Source organism: Thermomonospora curvata DSM 43183, assembly GCF_000024385.1.
GTDB classification, from domain to species: domain Bacteria; phylum Actinomycetota; class Actinomycetes; order Streptosporangiales; family Streptosporangiaceae; genus Thermomonospora; species Thermomonospora curvata.
The window spans coordinates 5,499,125-5,516,973 of sequence record NC_013510.1; the positions used below are offsets into that span (position 1 = coordinate 5,499,125).

Here is a 17,849-nt window from a genome sequence, read left to right on the forward strand (position 1 = left end):
GAATCGGGTTGCGCGGGCGCGAAACGATCTGCGGAGGGGGTCACGTCTGTGCGAACCTCCGCACCGGCCGGTTGCTTCCCGTCTGCGCTCCCATCGGCCACGTACGCTCATTCCCTCCCGGCGCCCGGACCGGCTTCGCGCCGCAGTCTCACTCGTCCGGGACGCCTCACCGTCGTGTGACTTCCCGCCGCGTCCGGCGGCCCCGGGACAGGGCACGTCCCGGCTGTTCGACACCCAGCGTTACCGACGCTACACCGTTTCGTGTGATTTTGTACCGGTTTCCTGCGTCATCTGAGGTGGAGAGGGCCACATTCCGCCGTCGTCAGGAGAACGGCCCCGTCCGCACCAGCTTGGCGGCGGCCTCCGGGTCGGTGGGCCCCTCCCCGAAGGACGGGCACAGCCTGGCAAGCGGGCAGACGCCGCAGGCGGGACGCCGGGCATGGCAGATGCGGCGGCCATGCCAGATCATCCGGTGCGACAGGATCGTCCACTCCTTGCGCGGGATCAGCTCGGCGACCTCGCGTTCGACCTTGACCGGGTCGGTCTGGCTCGTCCAGCCGAACCGGCGGGCCAGCCGCCCGAAGTGGGTGTCGACGGTGATGCCGGGCACCTCGAAGGCGTTGCCGAGCACCACGTTGGCGGTCTTGCGCCCCACCCCGGCCAGCTCGACCAGGTCCTCCATCCGGTCCGGCACCTGCCCGCCGTGCCGCTCGCACAGCTGCTGGCCCAGCTTGATGATGTTGTCGGCCTTGGCCCGGAAGAAGCCCGTGGGCCGGATGATCTTCTCCAGCTCCTCCCGGTCGGCGGCGGCGTAGTCGGCGGCCGTCCGGTAGCGGGCGAACAGGGTCGGGGTGACGGCGTTGACCCGCTTGTCCGTGCACTGCGCCGAAAGGATGGTGGCGACCAGCAGTTCCAGCGGGTTCGCGAAGTCAAGCTCGCAATGCGCGTCAGGGTAGGTCTCCGCCAGGATCCGGTTCATCCGCCGCGCCCGCCGCACCAGGGCCAGCCTCGTCTCGGGTTCGCGTACGCGACGTGGCTTTACCCCGGTCTTGCTCGTCATCATGCCGTAAGGGTAGGTGCTCCCGGGACGGCCGGGACGGGATACCCGCCTGCTCGGCCATCACGGCGCCCCGGCCCCGGCCAGTTGCCGTGACGCCTGGTCGAGGAGCTCCTTGAGCTCATCGGCGAGCGGCTGCGGGTCGTACTTGTGGATCACCCGCTGGACCTCCCGCAGCGCGTCCCACTCCGGGACGGGCTGGCCGATGGCGGCGAACTCCCTGGCGAGCCGGCCGTCGAGGGTGGGTCCTTCGGACTCTTGGTCGCCTCCGGGGGAGAACGGCGGCGGCAGCGGCCCCGCCTTGCGGTGCAGGCTCCGCGCGTAGGTCATGAACTCGTACGCCTCGCCGTAGCGGGCCTTCACCCGTCCGACCAGCGAGTCGCGCAGCAGCTCTGCCCGAGCCTCCGCGCGCACCGGCGCCCGAGTCAGCCACAGGGCCGGCACGGACCGTCCGCTCCGCCGCGGACCCCGTCCATGCCCCGCTACCAGGGTCGGTGTGACCCGGCTGACCGACTTATCCGTACACTTCCGCTGTCAGGAAGTGACGGCCAGCGGTTCAACAGACGTACAGGCAGAACCCGCAGTGGGCGGTCGGAACTCGACGCGGCGAGCCCCCGGTCGGCGCCTACGGAACGGCGGCCTGGGGGGAGCCGCGGTTACGGGCTTGGCAAGGCGCGGCAGGCCCTTGGCGAGCACCTCCCGCTCCGGTGAACGCCCACCCTCCCGCAGTCGGTGGGATGTACGTCACACTATTGGTAATAGGTGTCTGTAGGAGGAAGCGTGACCGACCGCGACGTGGACGTTCTGGGGAAGGCGCCGCTCTTCGAGGCACTCGACGAGCAGGGCGCCAAGGCGCTGCGCGCCAATGTGACTGAGGTGCGGCTGTCACGCGGCCAGACCCTCTTCAACGAAGGCGAGACCGGCGACCGGCTGTACGTGGTGCTGGAAGGCAAGATCAAGCTGACCCGCACCTCCAACGACGGCCGGGAGAACCTGCTCAGCGTGCTCGGCCCCGGCGAGATGTTCGGGGAGCTGTCGCTGTTCGACCCGCGTCCGCGTACCGCCAGCGCCGTCGCGGTCACCGAGTGCCGGCTGGCCGGGCTGGGCCACGACGACCTGCGGCCGTGGCTGACCGGTCACCCCGAGGTGGCGGTGCAGCTGCTGCGCGCCCTGGCCCAGCGGCTGCGCAAGACCAACGACGTGATGGCCGACCTGGTGTTCACCGACGTGCCCGGCCGGGTCGCCAAGGCGCTGCTGGACCTGGCCGAGCGGTTCGGCCAGCCCTCGGACGTGGGCCTGCACGTCCACCACGACCTGACCCAGGAGGAGCTGGCCCAGCTGGTGGGCGCCTCCCGGGAGACCGTCAACAAGGCGCTGGCCGACTTCGCCGCCCGCGGCTGGCTGCGCATCGAGGCCCGCGCCGTGGTGATCTTGGACGTGGAGCGGCTCCGCAAGCGCTCGCGCTGAGCACTCGCCGCACGACGCATCGGGGGTCGAGGTCGGCTGGCCGCACGCCGGGCGACCATGACTGGGCCTTTCTCAACACGCCGTCTCCGCAGTTCGAGACGGGGCCTTGCCGTCAGGGGCGATGCCGTGACCGGCAACGTCGCGGCATCGGAGAGCATCGGGGCTCCCGTCCTCGGCGCCCTGGGCCACGTGTTGCAAAAGGTTCACCGCACGCCTTCCTCCTGGCCGGACCCTGGGTGAGCGCATCCCGCGCCGCGGCACGGCAAGGGGGCCGCGCCCGGCGCTTTCAGGGTGCGCTTTAAAACGGCAGACGGCCGCTTTCCCTCAGGTAGTCCAGCTGCGCCTGCACCGAGGCCTCGGCCGCCTTCCACAGCTTGCGGTCCACATCGGCGTAGACCCGTTCGACCACCTCGCGGGCGGTGCGGGCGCCCGCCTGCACGGCCTCCTCCACCTGGGCCAGCCGCCGGCGGCGGTGCTCCAGATAGCCGTCCAGGGCGGCGATCGGGTCGTCCAGCTTGGGGCCGTGGCCGGGCAGGATCACGCTCGCGCCCGTCCGCTCGGAGAACTCCCGCAGCCGCTGCAGGGAGCTCAGGTAGTCGCCCAGCTTCCCCTCCACGACGGTGGTGCCGTAGCCCAGCACGGTGTCGCCGGTGAGCACGGCGCCGTCGGCCGGCAGCCAGAACGTCAGCGAGTCGTCCGAATGCCCGGGGGTCTCCATCACGTGCAGCTCCAGGCCGCCGACGGTGATCACATCCCCCTCGGTCAGGCCCTCCTCGCCCAGCCGGTGCCGGGGGTCCAGGGCGCGGATCCGCCGCGTCCCGGTCAGCTCGGCGAACTTGCCGGCGCCCGCGGCGTGGTCGGGGTGACCGTGGGTCAGCACGATCAGCCCGACCCGGCGCCCGGACTCGGTGATCTTGTCGGCGACCCGGCGCAGGTGCTTGAGGTCCTTGGGGCCGGGATCGATCACCACCACCTCGTCGGCGTCCGGCTCGGCCACGATCCAGGTGTTGGTGCCGTCCAGGGTCATCGCCGACGGATTGGGGGCCAGCACGCAGGTCGCCCGGCGGGTGCCCATCCCGTCGATCTCGTGCTCGTCGGCCATCTTCTTCCCCTTCAGCGTGCCCAGATGGCGCAGGAGGGACGATCCGGCCAGGTGCCAGGTGACCGCCCTGCCCAGCTTGCGGCTCATCGCCGGTCAGCCCTTCGGGTAGTACTTGGCCGCGTCCTCGGGCAGCACCAGGTAGGGCTCGCCGTCGATGATCTCCGCCCGGGGTTCCCGGACGGAGATCGTGCGCTCGGCGGCCAGCACGTCGGCGACCGTGTCGTACTCGGCCAGCTCCGACAGCGTCGCCAAGGTGGGCGGCAGCAGCGCCCACTCGCCCCGCAGCGCCCGCTGCACCGCCTCGGCCGGACGCACCCAGGCGACCTTGTCGGCCTCGGTGCTGACGTCGCGGGCCCGCTGGCCGGCGGGGATCGCGGCGACGAAGAACCTGGTGTCATACCGCCTGGTCTCCACGACCGGGGTGATCCAGTGGCCCCAGGGGCGCAGCAGATCGGCCCGCAGCAGCAGGCCGCGCCGGTTCAGAAACTCCGCCAGCGACTGCGAGCGGTCCACCAGCGCCTTGCGGTCGGCCTCCCAGTCGTCGCCCCGGGTGTCGTCCACCACCGTCTCGGCGGTGGGCCCGGCCAGCAGCACCTGGGTCTCCTCGAAGGTCTCCCGCACGGCGGCGCAGACCAGCTCGCGGGCGACGGTCTCGTCCGCGCCGAACGCCTCGCCCCACTGGCGGGGGGACGGCCCGACCCAGCCGATGGAGGCCTCCCCGTCGCGGGGGTCCACCGACCCGCCGGGGAACACGTACGCCCCCGGCGCGAAGGCCATCGAGGCCACCCGGCGCAGCATGAACGCCTGCAGCCCCTGCTCGGGGTGGTCGCGCAGCACCACCACGGTGGCCGCGTGCCGGACGGGCGGGGGCTGGGTCCGCCCGGCCTGCAGATCCTCGATGCGCTGCCGGAACTCCTCCGGCAGCTTCATCAACCCGTTGACCACGCTCATCGGCCGCCTGCCGCACATTTGTTGCTCATGGCGGCCAATTCGGACATACCGAACGGCGTTCCGTCAAGTCCCCCGGTAGGGACACCTGCCGCGGCCGCCACGCCGGTCAGCCGGAGACCTCGGCGATCAGCTCCACCTCGACGGGCACATCCAGCGGCAGCACGGCCACGCCCACCGCGCTGCGGGCGTGCCGCCCGGCCTCCCCGAAGATCTCCCCCAGCAGGTCGCTGGCCCCGTTGACCACCTGCGGCTGCCCGTGAAAGTCCGGCGCGCTGGCCACGAAGCCCACCACCTTGACGATGCGCTTCACCCGGGACAGCTCCCCGACCTCGGCCTTGAGCGCGGCCACCGCGTTCAGCGCGCACACCCGCGCGGCGTGCACCGCCTCTTCCACGCTGACCTCGGCCCCGACCTTCCCGGTCGCCGTCGGCTCGCCCTTGACCAGCGGCACCTGCCCGGAGGTGTAAACCAGCGAGCCGGTGCGCACCGCCGGCACGTAGGAGGCCAGCGGCGCCACCACCTCCGGCAGCTCCAGCCCCAGCTCGGCGATCCGCTCTTCAGGCGTGCTCACTGCTGCAACTCACGCTTGAAGTAGGCCACCAGGTTCTCCGGGTTCGGCCCCGGAATCACGGTGACAAGCTCCCACCCGTCCTGACCCCAGGTGTCCAAGATCTGCTTGGTGGCGTGAACCAGCAACGGAACGGTCGCGTACTCCCACTTCTTCATGCCGCTCAGCCTAGCGATCCACCGCCCCCGCACTCCCTGGCGTACCGCCCTCGAGAGCCTTCGGGACGGGGCCGGATTCACCTCCCGCCCGTGTGGCGAGCGGCCGGCCCGGCGGGCCCATGAACGTGGACGCCCAGGACGCGGCGCGTGGCGGTACGGGTCCGGGTGAGCGGCGCGCCGCGCAAGGTCATATGCCGTTCTTCTGCGTGGATACCGGCCAGCAGCACGACGAACACGCCCCACGCGGCACCGGTCAGGAAGACCGCCAGCAGGATGATCGCGTTGAACATCGAAGATCGCCCCCTCGGGTTGGGCGTGGGGGACCTCACGCAATCGAGAATGCGGCTCACCGCATGGACGGGATCACTGCGCGGCTGGACGCGTTCGGGACGTCCTCACTACAGTGAAGGCGTCCCGAGACGTCCTGATGAAGCGGTCAGGTGGATGCCGAACGAACGCCTACGCGCCGCCTTGCTGGAGCGAGGGCTGACCGCGGCCGCACTTGCCGAAGCGATCGGCGTCGACCCAAAGACCGTCGAGCGGTGGATCACCAAAGGACGCACCCCCTACCGGCGGCATCGTTTTGCGGTGGCCTCGCAGCTGGGGGTCGATGAGACTTATCTGTGGCCCGAGGCGCTTTCCCGACAGCAGATGGCCTCCGCATCGGAAAGCGAAATCGTCACCGTTTATCCACACCGCTGGTCGGTGCCACGCGATGTGTGGGGACGGCTTTTCGGGAAAGCAAAACGAGAAATCGGCGTGCTCGTCTATGCGGGGTTGTTCCTGTCCGAGGACGCCGGGGTTCAGAAGATCTTCGCGGAGAAGGCCCGCGCCGGGGTGCGCGTGCGGATTCTCCTGGGCGACCCCGACAGCCCGCACGTGGCCGAACGCGGCGCGGACGAAGGCGTCGGCGACGCCATGGCGGCGAAGATCCGCAATGCCATGGTGATGTACCGGCCGCTGCGCGCCATCGAGAGCGTGGAGTTCCGGCTGCACAGCACCGTGCTCTACAACTCGATCTACCGGGCCGACGACGAGCTGCTGGTCAACACCCACGTCTACGGCCTCCCCGCGCCTCATGCCCCCGTATGGCACCTGCGCAAGGTCGCCGGCGGCGACATCGTGAACACCTACCTGGACAGCTTCGAACGAGTCTGGGAAGGCGCCCGACCTCTGCCGGGAGAGTGATGGCCCGCAGGATCGACTACTACGACGACCCGAACGCGCCCAAGGCCAACAGCCTGGTGCCGTCCGTCAATGTCGTCGTCACCAACGACGCCGGCGAAATCCTGATGATCCGGCGCACCGACAATGACAATTGGGCGCTCCCAGGCGGCGCCATCGATCTCGGCGAATCACTCTCCCAGGCCGCCGTGCGCGAAACCAAGGAAGAAACCGGAATCGACTGCGAAGTAACCGGCCTGGTCGGCATCTACACCGACCCGCGCCATGTCATTCGTTACACCAGCAACGAAGAGGTCCGCCAAGAATTCTCCATCGTGCTCAAGGCCCGCCGCATCGGCGGCGAGCCGACACCGAGCAGCGAATCCCACGAAGTCCGCTGGATCGCCGCATCGGAGGCGCTGAATCGCCAGATGGACCGCTCGATGCGGCTGCGCATCGGCCACTACCTGGAGAACCGGGATCAGCCGGTCATCGGCTGAACGTTCACGCCATGGCCATCTGCAACTGACCGGCGACTTTGTGCACGGCCTCAAGGAGCCGAGGAGAAGCGGCCTCGATGAAGCGGGTGACCAGATGCCCGGGGCCGTAGCGGGTTTTGATCTCGGCAAGCCGCTGCTCGACGGTCAGATGCGTGCCGTCCGGGCCGGTGGTCATGTCGCAGTAGATCAGCGCTTCTGTCAGCGCCGGAGGGCCGGGCGGGAACTCCTCCGCCAGTTCTCCGGCAAGGCCGCGTTCCGCCGCTTCGATGATGGCGCAGGAGTGATGCGCGACCAGCCGGCACAGGACGTCCTGCGCCCCCAAGACGCCCCGCAGGTAGCGGGCACCGTCGAGTGGATGGAAGCCGGTGGCCACGAGCGCCGGGGCGTACCCGATGTCGTGGAGCCACGCGGCGGCCTCCAGGAGATCGGCGTCATCACCCACGATCGGGGCGAGGCTGCGGGCCTGCGCGGCCACTCCCTGAGTGTGCGCCCACCGACGCGGAAGCGGGGTCGCAAGGATGCTCCGGGCGGTCTCGCGCGCCCACGCGGCCATGTCGTTCATGCTCCTGACGTTACGGGCCGGCCGAGAGACATCCACGGACGGCGGGGCACCATCTAGGGACGTCTTCTCGCCCGACGTCTCGTCCCTCGCCGGCACCGATCCCGTCCACTAAGGAGCGGCAGTCCGGCAAGAAGCTTGGGAAACCGGACTGCCGCTCCTGACCTACAGGCCACAGCCCCACGAGATCAAAGGCATGTTCTTCGCCTCTTCCAGCCGTGCTTCAAGCACGCCCGGGGTGTCCAGGTCCTCACACCAGGAGGGCAAGGCCATCGCGATGAGCCGGTGACGTACCGCGTCCCGCGCCTCCTCGTCCGCGGAGTACAGCCCGGCCATCAGGGCACCCCACATCTCCCGCGAGAGCATCACCCATCCGTCGCCGTCATGCATCGGCCCCGAGTTCATGCGTTCTCCCGGCGCCGTGGCTCCTGTCCCAGCATGAGCAGCCCGTGTCGAACGGCCTCCCGTTCTTGCGATTCCGTGCCTCTCTCCGGGACAGCCGCAGCCCACAGTTCCCGGAGTGGGGCAACCGTTTTGCACGGAGGGAGGTCAGCTGGCCGAGGACGAGTGGACCGAGATCGGCACCACTTCGGAAACGCCGAACAGCCTTCCCTCAACCGGATCAGCGTGTTGACCTCCCCGGCCGGACAAGCGAAGTACTGAAGGTCACCCGGCTTGCCCTCATGCTCTCGGACGCCCCCTCGTACGCCGGCCCGCACGGCACTGTGGAAGCGGTCAAGCACCACCACGACGGCGCCATGCCGAACACGACGGCCGGTCTCCGTGAGGGTCTCGCCGCGGCTCATGCCCCCACCAGCCCGAAACTGACCATGGCCCGCCGGAACCTGCCGTGCTGACGGGACGCGTGCCGCCCCGAGCCGGCCGAGCTGGGAGGCACGGTGGTGCGGGACGCCACGGGCTGGAAAGGCATCGACCGCACCACCGCGCCGGCCTGGTTCCCGCTCGACGTGCGGCGCCGGACCGGACGTGCGGATGCCGAGCGGGAGGCCTGAAGAAGCTTCTTGTAGTGCTCGTGGATCCGCTGCGCCAGGACAGCGGCGGTCGGCGCACAGATGATGGCGGTGGCACCGGTGGGAGCCGCCATCCACAACTTGGACTTCTCGCCGTACCAGGCGAGGGCATCGGGGTACTGCGCCCGGATCTCGGCGAGCTGCCGCCGCCGCATCTGCTCCGTGGTGCACGGGGGAGCCGGCCACGCGGGCGGGGCCACCAGAGTCATGCCCATGTCAGGACTCACCTCCTGGCCAGACCCCGGGCAGCGGCGGTGCGACACCGTCCGGGGCCGCTTCGTGTCGGAGAGACGACGGTCCGTAGAAACCGCTCGTCACGCCACCGAGCCTCCCGGCGGCAGAAGGACGTCTCCACCAACACTTAGGGACGTCTAAGGACGTCTTCTGTTAACGTCGTTCATGACCTTGTCTCCTCAGGAGGCCCCATGAACGACGCCCTGCGCCAAGCACTCACCGACGCGGGACTCACCGAAGCCGACATAGCCGCCACCCTCGGCGTCGACCCCAAGACCGTCCAACGCTGGATCGCCGGCCGAACCCCCTATCCGCGCCACCGGGCCGCACTGGCTCGCCTCCTGAAGACCGAGCAGACAGCCCTATGGCCCACCCCGACGACGAGCCGTCCCACCACCGAACAACCCGAAACCGGCATCATCGCCGCTTACCCGCACCGCTCAGCCGTCCCCCGCCAGGCATGGCAACGCCTCTTCCAGTCCGCCGAGCACGAGATAGGCATCCTGGTCTACGCGGGCCTGTTCCTCGCCGAAGACCTCGGCCTCCTGCGCATCATCGCCGACAAGGCCCGCCAAGGCGTCACCGTCCGGATCCTCCTCGGCAACCCCAACGGTCCCCACGTCGCCGAACGAGGAGCCGACGAGGGCCTAGGCGAAGCCATGGCCGCCAAGATCCGCAACGCCCTCGTCTTCTACCGCCCCCTGCGCGAGATCGACGGCATCGCCATACGGCAACACGACACGCCCCTGTACACGTCGATCTACCGCGCCGACGACGAGCTCATGATCAACCCGCACATCTACGGCGTCCCCGCAGCTCAGGCCCCTGTCCTCCACCTGCGCAAGGTCAACACCGACGACATGGCCGACACCTACCTGGACAGCTTCGAACGCGTCTGGGCAGCCTCCGAGGCTCTCAGCTAACTATCGTTAGCACCCGGCGCTGCCCAGCGCCCGCCCTGTTCAAGGTGCCTGGGATCTTCCCTGCACACATCAAGGACACGACCTCGCACTGCCAATCAGCCTGACCAGGCCAGGCATGTGATCTTTTCGGACGGTCCTGCCCCATCCCACCCGACTACGCTGGCCTCATGAGTTCCAACTCGCATGACCCGGGAACATCTGGGGAAACCAGCCGCCACTACATTCGCATTATTGTCACTTCCAAAGATAATCAAATAGTAAGCGACAGCCTTCATCCGTGGTCAGCAGCAGAAGCAGTAAATGCAATCACTGGAGAACCTCTAAATTTTCCGGAAGCGGAGGTTCCATCTGGCATCGTGGAACGCGATCCCACTGGGCGCGAAGTACTTCAAACAGTTGAAGGATTCACACTCCTTCTAGATGGCAGAGGCAGCCTGCTAGGCTACGACGAAACAGGAGCTCCGCTTCAGGGCCCTGGAATCTATATGGTCGTCGAGGTCAGCGACTAGCGCTAGGCCTATATGATCGGGCTGCAAGCGAGCAGAGCCAGGCATTGAAACTAGCTAATCTTTGACAGCTGGAGCTGGAAAAGCTCATGACGCCGGTGGTTCTCCTGCCCAAGGAATGCCTTAAACTCACCTAGGCGGTAAGCGCGCTCGCCACGCCGTTCTTTTTCCTCAATCTCAAAATCATGCTTGAGGTGGTTAATGTGCCGGTCGAGCGTTGCTGGATCGAGAGGCTCCCCAAGTGCCTTAGATATCTGCTCAAGAGTCATGAACTTGCCACTGCTGCGCAATACAGCATAGATCGGATCGTGTACCGGCTTGACGTTCTCAAGAATTTTTTGAGGCGTGGTCTTACGCAGCAGTGCATCGCGAATCGCGATACCGATGGCTTCCGCAACGGGCGGCGGGAATGCGTTGCCAATCTGGCGGTACCTGGAAGTTTTGCGGCCCGAGAACTCCCACTTGTACCTTTCAGAGTCCCATCCCTGAATACGCGCAACCATATCGCATGTTAGCCTTGGAAGATGATCTTTAGGATCCTCGGCGGAAGGTGGTTCGTCTGCGATTCCCCAACCGTCGACTCCCATGGCCTTCCACTTGGTCTTAGCCCGGGTCGGGCCAAGGTCAGCACCGCCGTGCTTCTTAGATCCTCCCACAATGGTGGGAGCAATATCATTGGCCTTCAGCCGCCATGTATCAGCGCCCCGCCATCCCCGCGAAGCCATCTGATCGTGCAGGAGGTCGCCCACAGTCTTAGGCTGTTTCTTCCCTGGCTCAGGCCAGTGGAAGTATGAGAAGTCTTCTGGCCTCATCGCTACAAGAACAAAACGTGGGCGCAATTGTGATACGCCGTAGTCCGAAGCCTGGAGCAGCTTCCAGTCAGCGACATACCCCAGTGAGTTGAGCCGGTCGAGCACGTGCTGCCGGTATGCCGCGAAGCGGTTCATGCTTAGCCCTCGTACGTTCTCCAGCAAGAGGGCCCGTGGCCGGACAATGCCGCAAAGTTCGACTGCCCAGGCAAACAGATCACGCTCGTCAGTGGCCCCTAGCTGTTTGCCCGCGATGGTGAAGGGTGGGCAGGGAACACCCCCGGCGAGGAGATCTATCTCCTGGTAGTCAGCAGGGTTCCACACATCCAGGCTGGCAGCGTCGCCCTCGGCTATCTTCCATTCGGGGCGATTGAGCCGCAGGGTGTTGCATGCATTGGCATCCAACTCTACGGCAAGGGCATGCTTGAAGCCGGCGAGCTCCAGTCCAAGTGACTGCCCGCCCGCTCCAGCGCAGATCTCCACAACGTTGAGCTCTGACATGAGAAACCTCCTATGAGACTTGAGTGGCCAGCGGTGCAGCAGTTGTGGAGGTATCTTCTCCCAAGAGAGCACCGCGGGAGCGAGCCGGAGTGGAACCTAGCAGCATCGTGTCTGACGCAGCCAGCAACGACCGCCGCGCACGGGCGTGGGCCAAAGGGCTCCACCCCCCGCCCCTCAACGAAGGCCGGTCTCGGAACATGCGTGCCAACAGGCGATCCAACACGAAGCCTGAGGTTGCTCTGCGCAGCGCCTTGCATGCACTCGGCTACCGCTATCGCAAGGACTACCGGCTTGATCTTCCTGGGGGCTTCCGAGTCCGGCCAGACATCGTCTTCACCGCACGAAAAGTTGCAATTTTCGTTGATGGCTGCTTTTGGCATGTTTGCCCTGAGCACGGGCGTCAACCCACGACTAACGAGTGGTACTGGGCTCCTAAGCTTCGCAGGAACGTCGAGAGAGACCGTCTCGCAAACAGGGCACTTGAAGCAGCAGGCTGGAAAGTCGTACGTCTCTGGGAGCACATTCCCCTCTCCGAGGCTGTTCAAACCGTAGTGGCTGTACTTGGTCCGCCTTCAGGTAAGCTCAAGGACAAACCTACAGCCAGCCACTGACATTCCAGGTCCGTGCGGCAGCTGTTCCCATCACGCCCTGCACCTGCCGTTCGCTGGGAGCAAGGCTCTCTCAGCGGAAGCCGCCCTGGCGTTGCCCAGGGACGGGAACGGCTTACGCGACATGCCGCCCTGCCCTGGACCCAAGGTGACATGCCGCAAGACACGCCGACGCTGTTTGAAAGGCAGGCAGTGGAACCTCCGCCCAGACATAGAGGCTGCGCAGCAGCTAGTTGCAGGGTACGGATATCAGCCCTCAGCATGCTGCGGACACCCGGGTGTTTACGGCGCAGAATAAGAATCACGATCTGGCACCAGCACAATCGGCATCAGCTAGCACCCTCAGGTTGCTGGCAGCAGCCTGATACAGCGTCAACAGTCCCGTTGGGGATGCGGGTGACGCCATAGGGGCCGCGACTGGCCTTAGCCTGACTCCTAAAAAGCGCAGCAGGGTAACTTAGCCACTCATGAGCTGGATGCTGCCGACAAGACAGAGGACTTCTGGCCGTTAGGATCCAGCCTGCCACAGCCGCATCTCTCCGCACGGCTGCTTGCGTACTATTTATCGGGAAAACCTCATTAAAGTTTTCCCAGCGATTTGATGCCGCCGGGAGGTGGTACCGGTGCACCGGTCGGCGCATGAGCGCTGGTGAAGGCAAGGGAAGGACAGCATAGCGGCGATCCGCGAAAGCTCACGCCGTCGCCCCCGGGACGAGAGGTGCCCGTCGAAGCGGCCAGGAGAGTCTTCGCCCTGATGGAGGGCGATGCAGCGCAGATCCTACTTCATTCCGTTGAAATCCCACTGAAGACAAGCCCTGAAACGTCAACAAGCTAGACAGCTTACGGGACCAGGAATGGCCGGAGCTCACGGAGCAACCTGGCACGTGCCTCGGTATCAACCAAAGGCAGGCCACTCGCATACTTCGAGGTGATCACTCTTCTCCCCAGGGAACGCCCTGATTCCAAGCTCTCGAGTGCATCTACCACTGCATGGAGATGACGCTTACGCGTCTTATAAAAACTAGAGTTCACAGAGAACCAATTGAGTTCTCCAAAATCAATCCCAGAGACTGATATACCTGGACTTGGAAGCATTTCCCATGCCGCTTCAACAATATTCTGCAGAGCAGGCTTCACTGCAGCTTTCCGGTATATGGCGAGAGACATTGCCTGAAGAGTCCGCTGGTAGATTCCCCCCTCCCGGTCAGTGGCCTTAGCAACCTCACTCGGAAGCCAAACCAGATTGGGGACAAAGCTGTAAAGGCGCGGTATTCGGCTCGCGAGGAGATCATGGTGAACCACACGCCATATATGGGCTGCCACGAACCCACCAGCCATTTTTGCGCCATCCAGCAGTTGATTTCTCTTGCTCGTGATCCGCTGGCTTCTAACAGTTCCCTTTATGAAGGAATTATCATCCACCAGGTAGCCGTTTTCATCTGGATATGACCACATGTCCCGGCCGTCAGCGAGGTACCTGCGGCGACATCCCAGATCACGTACTGCCCACGGCATCATTATCGGCCACTCTGAATATACTTCCAGAGGAAGCCATATTCCTACACGCGTAAGCAAGTACTGTGGATCCTGTACCTGATCGACGTCACAAGAGAATTTTGGTAGACACTGCTCCAAGAGCTCCGCTCCGCTAACCTTTCGGACACTATTCGTCATGCCACAAGATCATACAAAGCTATATGGCTCACGCGCCACCTTCAATATCGTTAAGCAAATCACAGCAAGGGAATACTCTGGCCAGGATCACCAAAGTGCAATGGTTGGAGCAAGATCTGCGAAGGGCCTGATCCTGCCTAGCTCTGTGCCCTCCCTCCATGCATCAAGCTGGTCAGACTCAATTTTTCCCGCATCTGCAAGATCCCTAATTGCAGAATCTAGTGCCGCATATGCAATGTGATAAACAGCATCCACTTCGCCGGTTCCTCGAGCAATGGCCAGCAGTCGGCTCGGCAAAGGCTCTGCAGTCACTGTTACCAGGTGAGGAAGGCGCTCCCTGCGATGCCTGATCATCTGGTTATTTTCATGCCGAATATTCTGGACGCGATCAGAGCGAATAGTCCATTTACAAGACACCGCCGCATGCAGGAAAGGCGGATCGGATGGGGAACGTCCAGGGAGAGATACGGCCACATCAGGTTTGATTAGATAGTCCCGGCCCAGGGTCATCCTTAGCTCAGCATTCCCTTTGACCAGCTTATCAAGCTCTTTCAAATGCTTGTACTGGACGAATTTGCTGATGGGAACAGACGTGTCGTATACTTCCCATTCACGTTCACGGTCATGCTTCGGAAGCTCCTGACGCAAATGGTTAGCAACCGCCCGCTCTAGAGGACGTCCGCTTTTAGAATCAGCTACTCCAGTAGCTACGCCGCGCGGAATCCCGAGCTGATCGAGCACAGCTGCAGCGATATACCGTGACGCTTTGTTATTAGTATCGGCTGTATTAGGAACGAGCCCTTTATCGGTTTCCTTCCAGCCGAGCAAATCCAGTGCAAACGGAGCGTTCATCTAGCAGCCTCACACGATCGTAACTAGGAGAGAGTTACTATAGCTCCTCTGCTGACGTCATCCCTTAATCCATCCCTGAGCAAGCAGGGAAGTGACCTCTTACACATCTGGCCCGGGCACCCTGGCCACCCGGTGCCTTTGACCAGGGACGCTGGCCCCCGAGGTCCAGCTGCAGATTAGTGCCTAGGTCAACCAGACAGATAATGAAACCCTGGTTTGGGGTGCATCAGGAAGTCGTGGTGGGAGATGTTCCAGGCGTAGGCGCCGGCCATGGAGAACGCCACCACGTCGCCTACCGCGATTCTGTCCACCGGGACCTGGCGGGCGAAGACGTCCTTAGGGGTGCACAGCTGGCCCACCAGGGTGACCTCTGCTCCGTTCACGGCAGGGCCCTGTTCGCCGCGCGGGAGGACGGTGAAGGGCTGGTTGTGGTTCTTGGTGACAGGGGTGCGGATGTGGTGGGTGCCGCCGCGGAGGACGGCGTACCACTGGCCGTGGGCCTTTTTCACGTCCAGGACCTGGGTTACGTACCAGCCCGCGTAGACGGTCACGGCTCGGCCGGGCTCGATGCGCAGGATCTCGCCCGGTTGGGCCAGGGCGGCGATCTGGCGGCCGTAGGTCGTCCAGTCGAAGCGGCGGTGGGGGTCGGTGTAGTCGACGGCCATGCCGCCGCCCAGGTTGAACTCGGGGTTCTGGGTGCAGCCGGTCTTCTCCAGCCAGGGGCGGGCCCACTGGAGGATTTCCTCCGATTGCCGCACCAGGGCCTCGGCCTCCAGGCCTGAGGCCAGGTGGGCGTGGATGCCGCGGAGCCTCACCCAGGGGGCGCCGGCGAGGATTTCATGGCAGGCCTCGATGGCCTCCGGGTCCATTCCGAACGGGCCGGACATGGCCAGCGCCACGCCCTTTCGCTCGCCGGCCAGGTTGACCCGCAGCAGCACGTCCACGTCCCGGCCGATCCTGGCCAGGCGGGACAGCTCGTGCGGGCTCTCCACGTGCACCCGTTCGGCCTCCCGGACGGCCAGGGCCAGTTCCTCGTCCGTCTTGCCCGGGCCTCCGAAGGCCAGGCGCGCCTTAGGCAGCACCGCGCGGACGTGCTTCAGCTCGCCGCCGGAGGCCACCTCGATGCCGTCCACGTAGGGCGCCACCGTCTTGAGGATCTCCGCGTCCGGGTTGGCTTTGGCGGCATAGAACAGCTCCGGGCCGCCGGTCAGGGCCTTCCGGATCGCCGCCACGTGCTCCCGCAGCGCCCCCAGGTCGTACACGAAGGCGGGCAGCCCGCCGCTTCCGGCCAGTTCCTCGGCCCGCCGCATCACACCCTCGGTCATCACAGGCCCCAGTGTCGCGGACCTCGAAGCGGCGCAAAGGCGTTGACGGCATCCGCCCCGGGCGGGCTTATCGTCACCTTCCGTGAGCCGACCCCGATGAGTGCGGAAACGACCGCCTTCACCGCAAGCGCAACAGGAACCGCCGCGATGCACAACCCCCGCGAAATCGTCCTCTCGGACAGCTCCACTTACGCGCCGCTCGGCATCGTCGCCTGCGTGTTCGGCGGTTCCATCGCAGCCGGGGCGGGCCTGCTGACCGACGGGTGGTACTCGGTCCCCCTGCTCGTGGTCGGTGTCCTGCTGATCGCTCTCGGCGTCGCCATCGGGGTGCTGCACCGGGTGCAGGGCGCCGCCCGGCTGCGGATCACCGAACGCGGCCTGATTCACTCGATCGGGGACGAGGAGCGAGTGCTTCCCAAGGAGGTGATCACGGGGATCGGGCTGCTGCGCCCGCGGGGCGGGCCTGCCGAACTGTCCGTGTGGTACGACACCGCCAAGGTCGGGGAGCTGCCGAAGCCGCTTCGTCACTTCGAACGGGAGCGGGGCAGGCTCCGGCTGGGCGTGGTCATGGACGAGGTGGGCGGCATGTCCCAGCGGCGGGTCCGGGAGATCCGGGAGTACGTTCAGCGGCATCGGCTGAGCGAGTGGCGCAACCGCCGGCCTTGAAAGCGCCGGTGCCTCACCATTCCCGCCGTTGGAAGCGCACGATCTCGGTGGCGATCACGAAGGCCACGACCAGCCTGGTCCAATCGTCGGTGATGCCGGGGCTCAGCCGGACGAACCACTCCCTCCCCCTGCCGGTCGGCCGTGGCGACCCGCTCGCCGTCCTTCGTCGCCGCTTCCAGCTCATCCAGCAGGGCGCCGCAGCGGGCGGTGCCGATCACCGCGCCGTCCCGGGAGATCTCGAAACGGCCGCCGGTGAGGGCGAACCGGCTGCGGCCCGTGAACACGCCGACGCGTTCCCCCGCGCCGTTCTCCACCCACAGGGACTTGATCGTCGGGCCGTCGGGGCGTTCCAGCCGCAGCAGCGTCGCACCGTCCGTCCCGACGACGCTCAGCCCTTCCCGGGCGGCGGTGAACGGCCTGCGCAGCGTCACCTTCGGCCGCTGGATCACCGCCAGCCCGATGCCGTCCATGTCGGTGATCTCCTCCTCACCGATCAGCAGTTCGGAGGTGGCGAACACCACTGTCCCTCCCAAGGGGTTTCTTCATCAGCGCGGCGACGTCCCACGGCGCGCCATGACACATCTTCCGATCTTGACCTGGGACGCCGCCGGTTCCTTGGGCGTCCGTTCTCGTCGCAGACGCCAGAGCCCGGCGCCCCGGGCCGGTGTCGCAAGGACCGTCACCGGGTAGATGGCAGCGAACACACGTACCGGATCGGGGCCGGACCCCGTAACCTCGGGAGGACGACAGACGTCCGGCGATCGGGGGTAGACCCTCCGTTGCGGGCCGAAAAGAACGGAGAAGCCGTGGAACCCGGTGGTCAGCTCAACATCCAGCACTTGCTGGAGCAGGCGCAGCGGATGCAGGCGCAGCTGATGTCCGCGCAGCAGGAGCTCGCCGAGGCGGAGGTGACCGGCACCTCGGGCGGGGGGCTCGTCACCGCCACCGTCAACGGGCAGGGCGAAGTGACCAAGCTGGTGATCGATCCCAAGGCGATCGACGTCGACGATCCGGCCGAGACCGCCGAGACGGTGGCCGACCTGGTGCTGGCCGCCATCCGCGACGCCGAGCGGGCCGCCGCCGAGCTGCAGCGGCAGAAGATGGGGCCGCTGGCCGAGGGGCTCGCCGGCGGGCTGCCAGGGCTGCCCGGCCTGCCGGGGATGTAGCCGGATCCACACCGTCGCGACCGACACG

At 65.9% G+C, this 17,849-nt stretch carries 23 protein-coding genes; 9 read left to right on the forward strand and 14 right to left on the reverse strand.

All coding sequences use genetic code 11. From position 1 onward, the window contains the following. Positions 1–322: 322 nt before the first annotated feature. Both nth and TCUR_RS23780 read right to left on the reverse strand, forming a co-directional pair. Positions 323–1,063: an endonuclease III gene (gene nth / locus TCUR_RS23775; RefSeq protein ID WP_012855147.1), complete on the reverse strand. Its 741-nt coding sequence runs from the start codon at positions 1,061–1,063 to the stop codon at positions 323–325. 57 nt (positions 1,064–1,120) lie between these two features. Continuing rightward, complete coding sequence (locus tag TCUR_RS23780) at positions 1,121–1,471, reverse strand: hypothetical protein (RefSeq protein WP_148233114.1); 351 nt, start codon at positions 1,469–1,471, stop codon at positions 1,121–1,123. Between the two features lie 366 nt (positions 1,472–1,837). Here TCUR_RS23780 and TCUR_RS23785 point away from each other — a divergent pair, with 366 nt between their 5' ends. Continuing rightward, the gene (locus tag TCUR_RS23785) at positions 1,838–2,524 is read left to right on the forward strand and encodes a Crp/Fnr family transcriptional regulator (protein WP_012855149.1); all 687 of its coding nucleotides are present in this window, start codon (positions 1,838–1,840) and stop codon (positions 2,522–2,524) included. 298 nt (positions 2,525–2,822) lie between these two features. Here the strand turns inward: TCUR_RS23785 and TCUR_RS23790 are convergent, their stop codons facing one another. The 5 genes from TCUR_RS23790 to TCUR_RS23805 all read right to left on the reverse strand — a co-directional run bounded on the left by TCUR_RS23790 (position 2,823) and on the right by TCUR_RS23805 (position 5,593). After that, positions 2,823–3,713, reverse strand: coding sequence for an MBL fold metallo-hydrolase (locus tag TCUR_RS23790; protein ID WP_012855150.1), 891 nt, complete (start codon positions 3,711–3,713; stop codon positions 2,823–2,825). 6 nt (positions 3,714–3,719) lie between these two features. Next, positions 3,720–4,577 (reverse strand): NUDIX hydrolase, encoded by an 858-nt coding sequence (locus TCUR_RS23795; protein WP_012855151.1) that lies wholly within the window; start codon positions 4,575–4,577, stop codon positions 3,720–3,722. A 106-nt stretch (positions 4,578–4,683) separates the two neighbouring features. After that, the gene (locus TCUR_RS23800; RefSeq protein WP_012855152.1) at positions 4,684–5,148 is read right to left on the reverse strand and encodes a RidA family protein; all 465 of its coding nucleotides are present in this window, start codon (positions 5,146–5,148) and stop codon (positions 4,684–4,686) included. Next, positions 5,145–5,303, reverse strand: coding sequence for a Sp36 family protein (gene sp36 / locus TCUR_RS26120; protein WP_012855153.1), 159 nt, complete (start codon positions 5,301–5,303; stop codon positions 5,145–5,147). The genes TCUR_RS23800 and sp36 overlap by 4 nt, the downstream gene beginning before the upstream one ends. Before the next feature lie 77 nt (positions 5,304–5,380). Further along, positions 5,381–5,593 carry a hypothetical protein gene (locus TCUR_RS23805; RefSeq protein WP_012855154.1) on the reverse strand — a complete coding sequence of 71 codons (213 nt, stop codon included), beginning with the start codon at positions 5,591–5,593 and terminating at the stop codon, positions 5,381–5,383. Positions 5,594–5,747: 154 nt separating this feature from the next. On the opposite strand from TCUR_RS23805, the gene TCUR_RS23810 reads away from it, so the two are divergent. Both TCUR_RS23810 and TCUR_RS23815 read left to right on the forward strand, forming a co-directional pair. Further along, positions 5,748–6,491, forward strand: coding sequence for a helix-turn-helix domain-containing protein (locus tag TCUR_RS23810; RefSeq protein ID WP_012855155.1), 744 nt, complete (start codon positions 5,748–5,750; stop codon positions 6,489–6,491). Continuing rightward, positions 6,491–6,967: an NUDIX hydrolase gene (locus TCUR_RS23815; protein WP_012855156.1), complete on the forward strand. Its 477-nt coding sequence runs from the start codon at positions 6,491–6,493 to the stop codon at positions 6,965–6,967. The genes TCUR_RS23810 and TCUR_RS23815 overlap by 1 nt, the downstream gene beginning before the upstream one ends. Positions 6,968–6,971: 4 nt before the next feature. Here the strand turns inward: TCUR_RS23815 and TCUR_RS23820 are convergent, their stop codons facing one another. The 3 genes from TCUR_RS23820 to TCUR_RS23830 all read right to left on the reverse strand — a co-directional run bounded on the left by TCUR_RS23820 (position 6,972) and on the right by TCUR_RS23830 (position 8,772). After that, the gene (locus tag TCUR_RS23820; RefSeq protein ID WP_148233115.1) at positions 6,972–7,529 is read right to left on the reverse strand and encodes an HD domain-containing protein; all 558 of its coding nucleotides are present in this window, start codon (positions 7,527–7,529) and stop codon (positions 6,972–6,974) included. A gap of 162 nt (positions 7,530–7,691) precedes the next feature. Beyond that, the gene (locus TCUR_RS23825) at positions 7,692–7,931 is read right to left on the reverse strand and encodes a hypothetical protein (protein WP_012855158.1); all 240 of its coding nucleotides are present in this window, start codon (positions 7,929–7,931) and stop codon (positions 7,692–7,694) included. Positions 7,932–8,328: 397 nt separating this feature from the next. Next, a complete protein-coding gene (locus TCUR_RS23830) occupies positions 8,329–8,772 on the reverse strand; it encodes a hypothetical protein (protein ID WP_012855160.1) in 444 nt (147 codons plus the stop codon). A 210-nt stretch (positions 8,773–8,982) separates the two neighbouring features. Between TCUR_RS23830 and TCUR_RS23835 the strand changes: the two genes are divergently transcribed. Then, a complete protein-coding gene (locus TCUR_RS23835) occupies positions 8,983–9,714 on the forward strand; it encodes an XRE family transcriptional regulator (protein ID WP_012855161.1) in 732 nt (243 codons plus the stop codon). A 167-nt stretch (positions 9,715–9,881) separates the two neighbouring features. Further along, positions 9,882–10,223 (forward strand): hypothetical protein, encoded by a 342-nt coding sequence (locus TCUR_RS26760; protein ID WP_148233116.1) that lies wholly within the window; start codon positions 9,882–9,884, stop codon positions 10,221–10,223. A 50-nt stretch (positions 10,224–10,273) separates the two neighbouring features. Here TCUR_RS26760 and TCUR_RS23840 read toward each other — a convergent pair whose 3' ends face one another. Continuing rightward, a complete protein-coding gene (locus TCUR_RS23840; protein WP_012855162.1) occupies positions 10,274–11,530 on the reverse strand; it encodes a DNA cytosine methyltransferase in 1,257 nt (418 codons plus the stop codon). Between the two features lie 107 nt (positions 11,531–11,637). Here TCUR_RS23840 and TCUR_RS25235 point away from each other — a divergent pair, with 107 nt between their 5' ends. Next, complete coding sequence (locus TCUR_RS25235) at positions 11,638–12,141, forward strand: very short patch repair endonuclease (protein WP_012855163.1); 504 nt, start codon at positions 11,638–11,640, stop codon at positions 12,139–12,141. Positions 12,142–13,428: 1,287 nt separating this feature from the next. After that, positions 13,429–13,587, forward strand: coding sequence for a hypothetical protein (locus TCUR_RS27270; protein WP_169313060.1), 159 nt, complete (start codon positions 13,429–13,431; stop codon positions 13,585–13,587). 312 nt (positions 13,588–13,899) lie between these two features. On the opposite strand, the gene TCUR_RS25240 is transcribed toward TCUR_RS27270, so the two are convergent. Both TCUR_RS25240 and TCUR_RS23845 read right to left on the reverse strand, forming a co-directional pair. After that, positions 13,900–14,664, reverse strand: coding sequence for an NgoMIV family type II restriction endonuclease (locus tag TCUR_RS25240; RefSeq protein ID WP_012855165.1), 765 nt, complete (start codon positions 14,662–14,664; stop codon positions 13,900–13,902). 188 nt (positions 14,665–14,852) lie between these two features. Continuing rightward, a complete protein-coding gene (locus tag TCUR_RS23845; RefSeq protein WP_041440362.1) occupies positions 14,853–15,989 on the reverse strand; it encodes a type III PLP-dependent enzyme in 1,137 nt (378 codons plus the stop codon). A 147-nt stretch (positions 15,990–16,136) separates the two neighbouring features. On the opposite strand from TCUR_RS23845, the gene TCUR_RS23850 reads away from it, so the two are divergent. Next, positions 16,137–16,655 (forward strand): hypothetical protein, encoded by a 519-nt coding sequence (locus TCUR_RS23850; protein ID WP_012855167.1) that lies wholly within the window; start codon positions 16,137–16,139, stop codon positions 16,653–16,655. On the opposite strand, the gene TCUR_RS23855 is transcribed toward TCUR_RS23850, so the two are convergent. Then, entirely contained in the window at positions 16,613–17,188 is a 576-nt protein-coding gene (locus TCUR_RS23855; RefSeq protein ID WP_148233117.1) for a hypothetical protein, read from the reverse strand. The genes TCUR_RS23850 and TCUR_RS23855 overlap by 43 nt on opposite strands. A gap of 273 nt (positions 17,189–17,461) precedes the next feature. Here TCUR_RS23855 and TCUR_RS23860 point away from each other — a divergent pair, with 273 nt between their 5' ends. Next, on the forward strand, positions 17,462–17,821 hold the full coding sequence (locus tag TCUR_RS23860) for a YbaB/EbfC family nucleoid-associated protein (RefSeq protein ID WP_012855169.1): 360 nt from the start codon (positions 17,462–17,464) through the stop codon (positions 17,819–17,821). Positions 17,822–17,849: the final 28 nt, after the last annotated feature.

Coding starts and splice junctions, on each gene's coding strand:
- TCUR_RS23835 (WP_012855161.1), top strand. CDS start 8,983: ATGAACGACGCCCTGCGCCAAGCACTCACCGACGCGGGACTCACCGAA.
- TCUR_RS23795 (WP_012855151.1), bottom strand. CDS start 4,577: ATGAGCGTGGTCAACGGGTTGATGAAGCTGCCGGAGGAGTTCCGGCAG.
- TCUR_RS23810 (WP_012855155.1), top strand. CDS start 5,748: ATGCCGAACGAACGCCTACGCGCCGCCTTGCTGGAGCGAGGGCTGACC.
- TCUR_RS25240 (WP_012855165.1), bottom strand. CDS start 14,664: ATGAACGCTCCGTTTGCACTGGATTTGCTCGGCTGGAAGGAAACCGAT.
- TCUR_RS23790 (WP_012855150.1), bottom strand. CDS start 3,713: ATGAGCCGCAAGCTGGGCAGGGCGGTCACCTGGCACCTGGCCGGATCG.
- TCUR_RS27270 (WP_169313060.1), top strand. CDS start 13,429: ATGGTGAACCACACGCCATATATGGGCTGCCACGAACCCACCAGCCAT.
- sp36 (WP_012855153.1), bottom strand. CDS start 5,303: ATGAAGAAGTGGGAGTACGCGACCGTTCCGTTGCTGGTTCACGCCACC.
- TCUR_RS23840 (WP_012855162.1), bottom strand. CDS start 11,530: ATGTCAGAGCTCAACGTTGTGGAGATCTGCGCTGGAGCGGGCGGGCAG.
- TCUR_RS26760 (WP_148233116.1), top strand. CDS start 9,882: ATGAGTTCCAACTCGCATGACCCGGGAACATCTGGGGAAACCAGCCGC.
- TCUR_RS23820 (WP_148233115.1), bottom strand. CDS start 7,529: ATGAACGACATGGCCGCGTGGGCGCGCGAGACCGCCCGGAGCATCCTT.
- TCUR_RS23825 (WP_012855158.1), bottom strand. CDS start 7,931: ATGAACTCGGGGCCGATGCATGACGGCGACGGATGGGTGATGCTCTCG.
- TCUR_RS23815 (WP_012855156.1), top strand. CDS start 6,491: ATGGCCCGCAGGATCGACTACTACGACGACCCGAACGCGCCCAAGGCC.
- TCUR_RS23805 (WP_012855154.1), bottom strand. CDS start 5,593: ATGTTCAACGCGATCATCCTGCTGGCGGTCTTCCTGACCGGTGCCGCG.
- nth (WP_012855147.1), bottom strand. CDS start 1,063: ATGATGACGAGCAAGACCGGGGTAAAGCCACGTCGCGTACGCGAACCC.
- TCUR_RS23850 (WP_012855167.1), top strand. CDS start 16,137: ATGCACAACCCCCGCGAAATCGTCCTCTCGGACAGCTCCACTTACGCG.
- TCUR_RS23830 (WP_012855160.1), bottom strand. CDS start 8,772: ATGGGCATGACTCTGGTGGCCCCGCCCGCGTGGCCGGCTCCCCCGTGC.
- TCUR_RS23845 (WP_041440362.1), bottom strand. CDS start 15,989: ATGACCGAGGGTGTGATGCGGCGGGCCGAGGAACTGGCCGGAAGCGGC.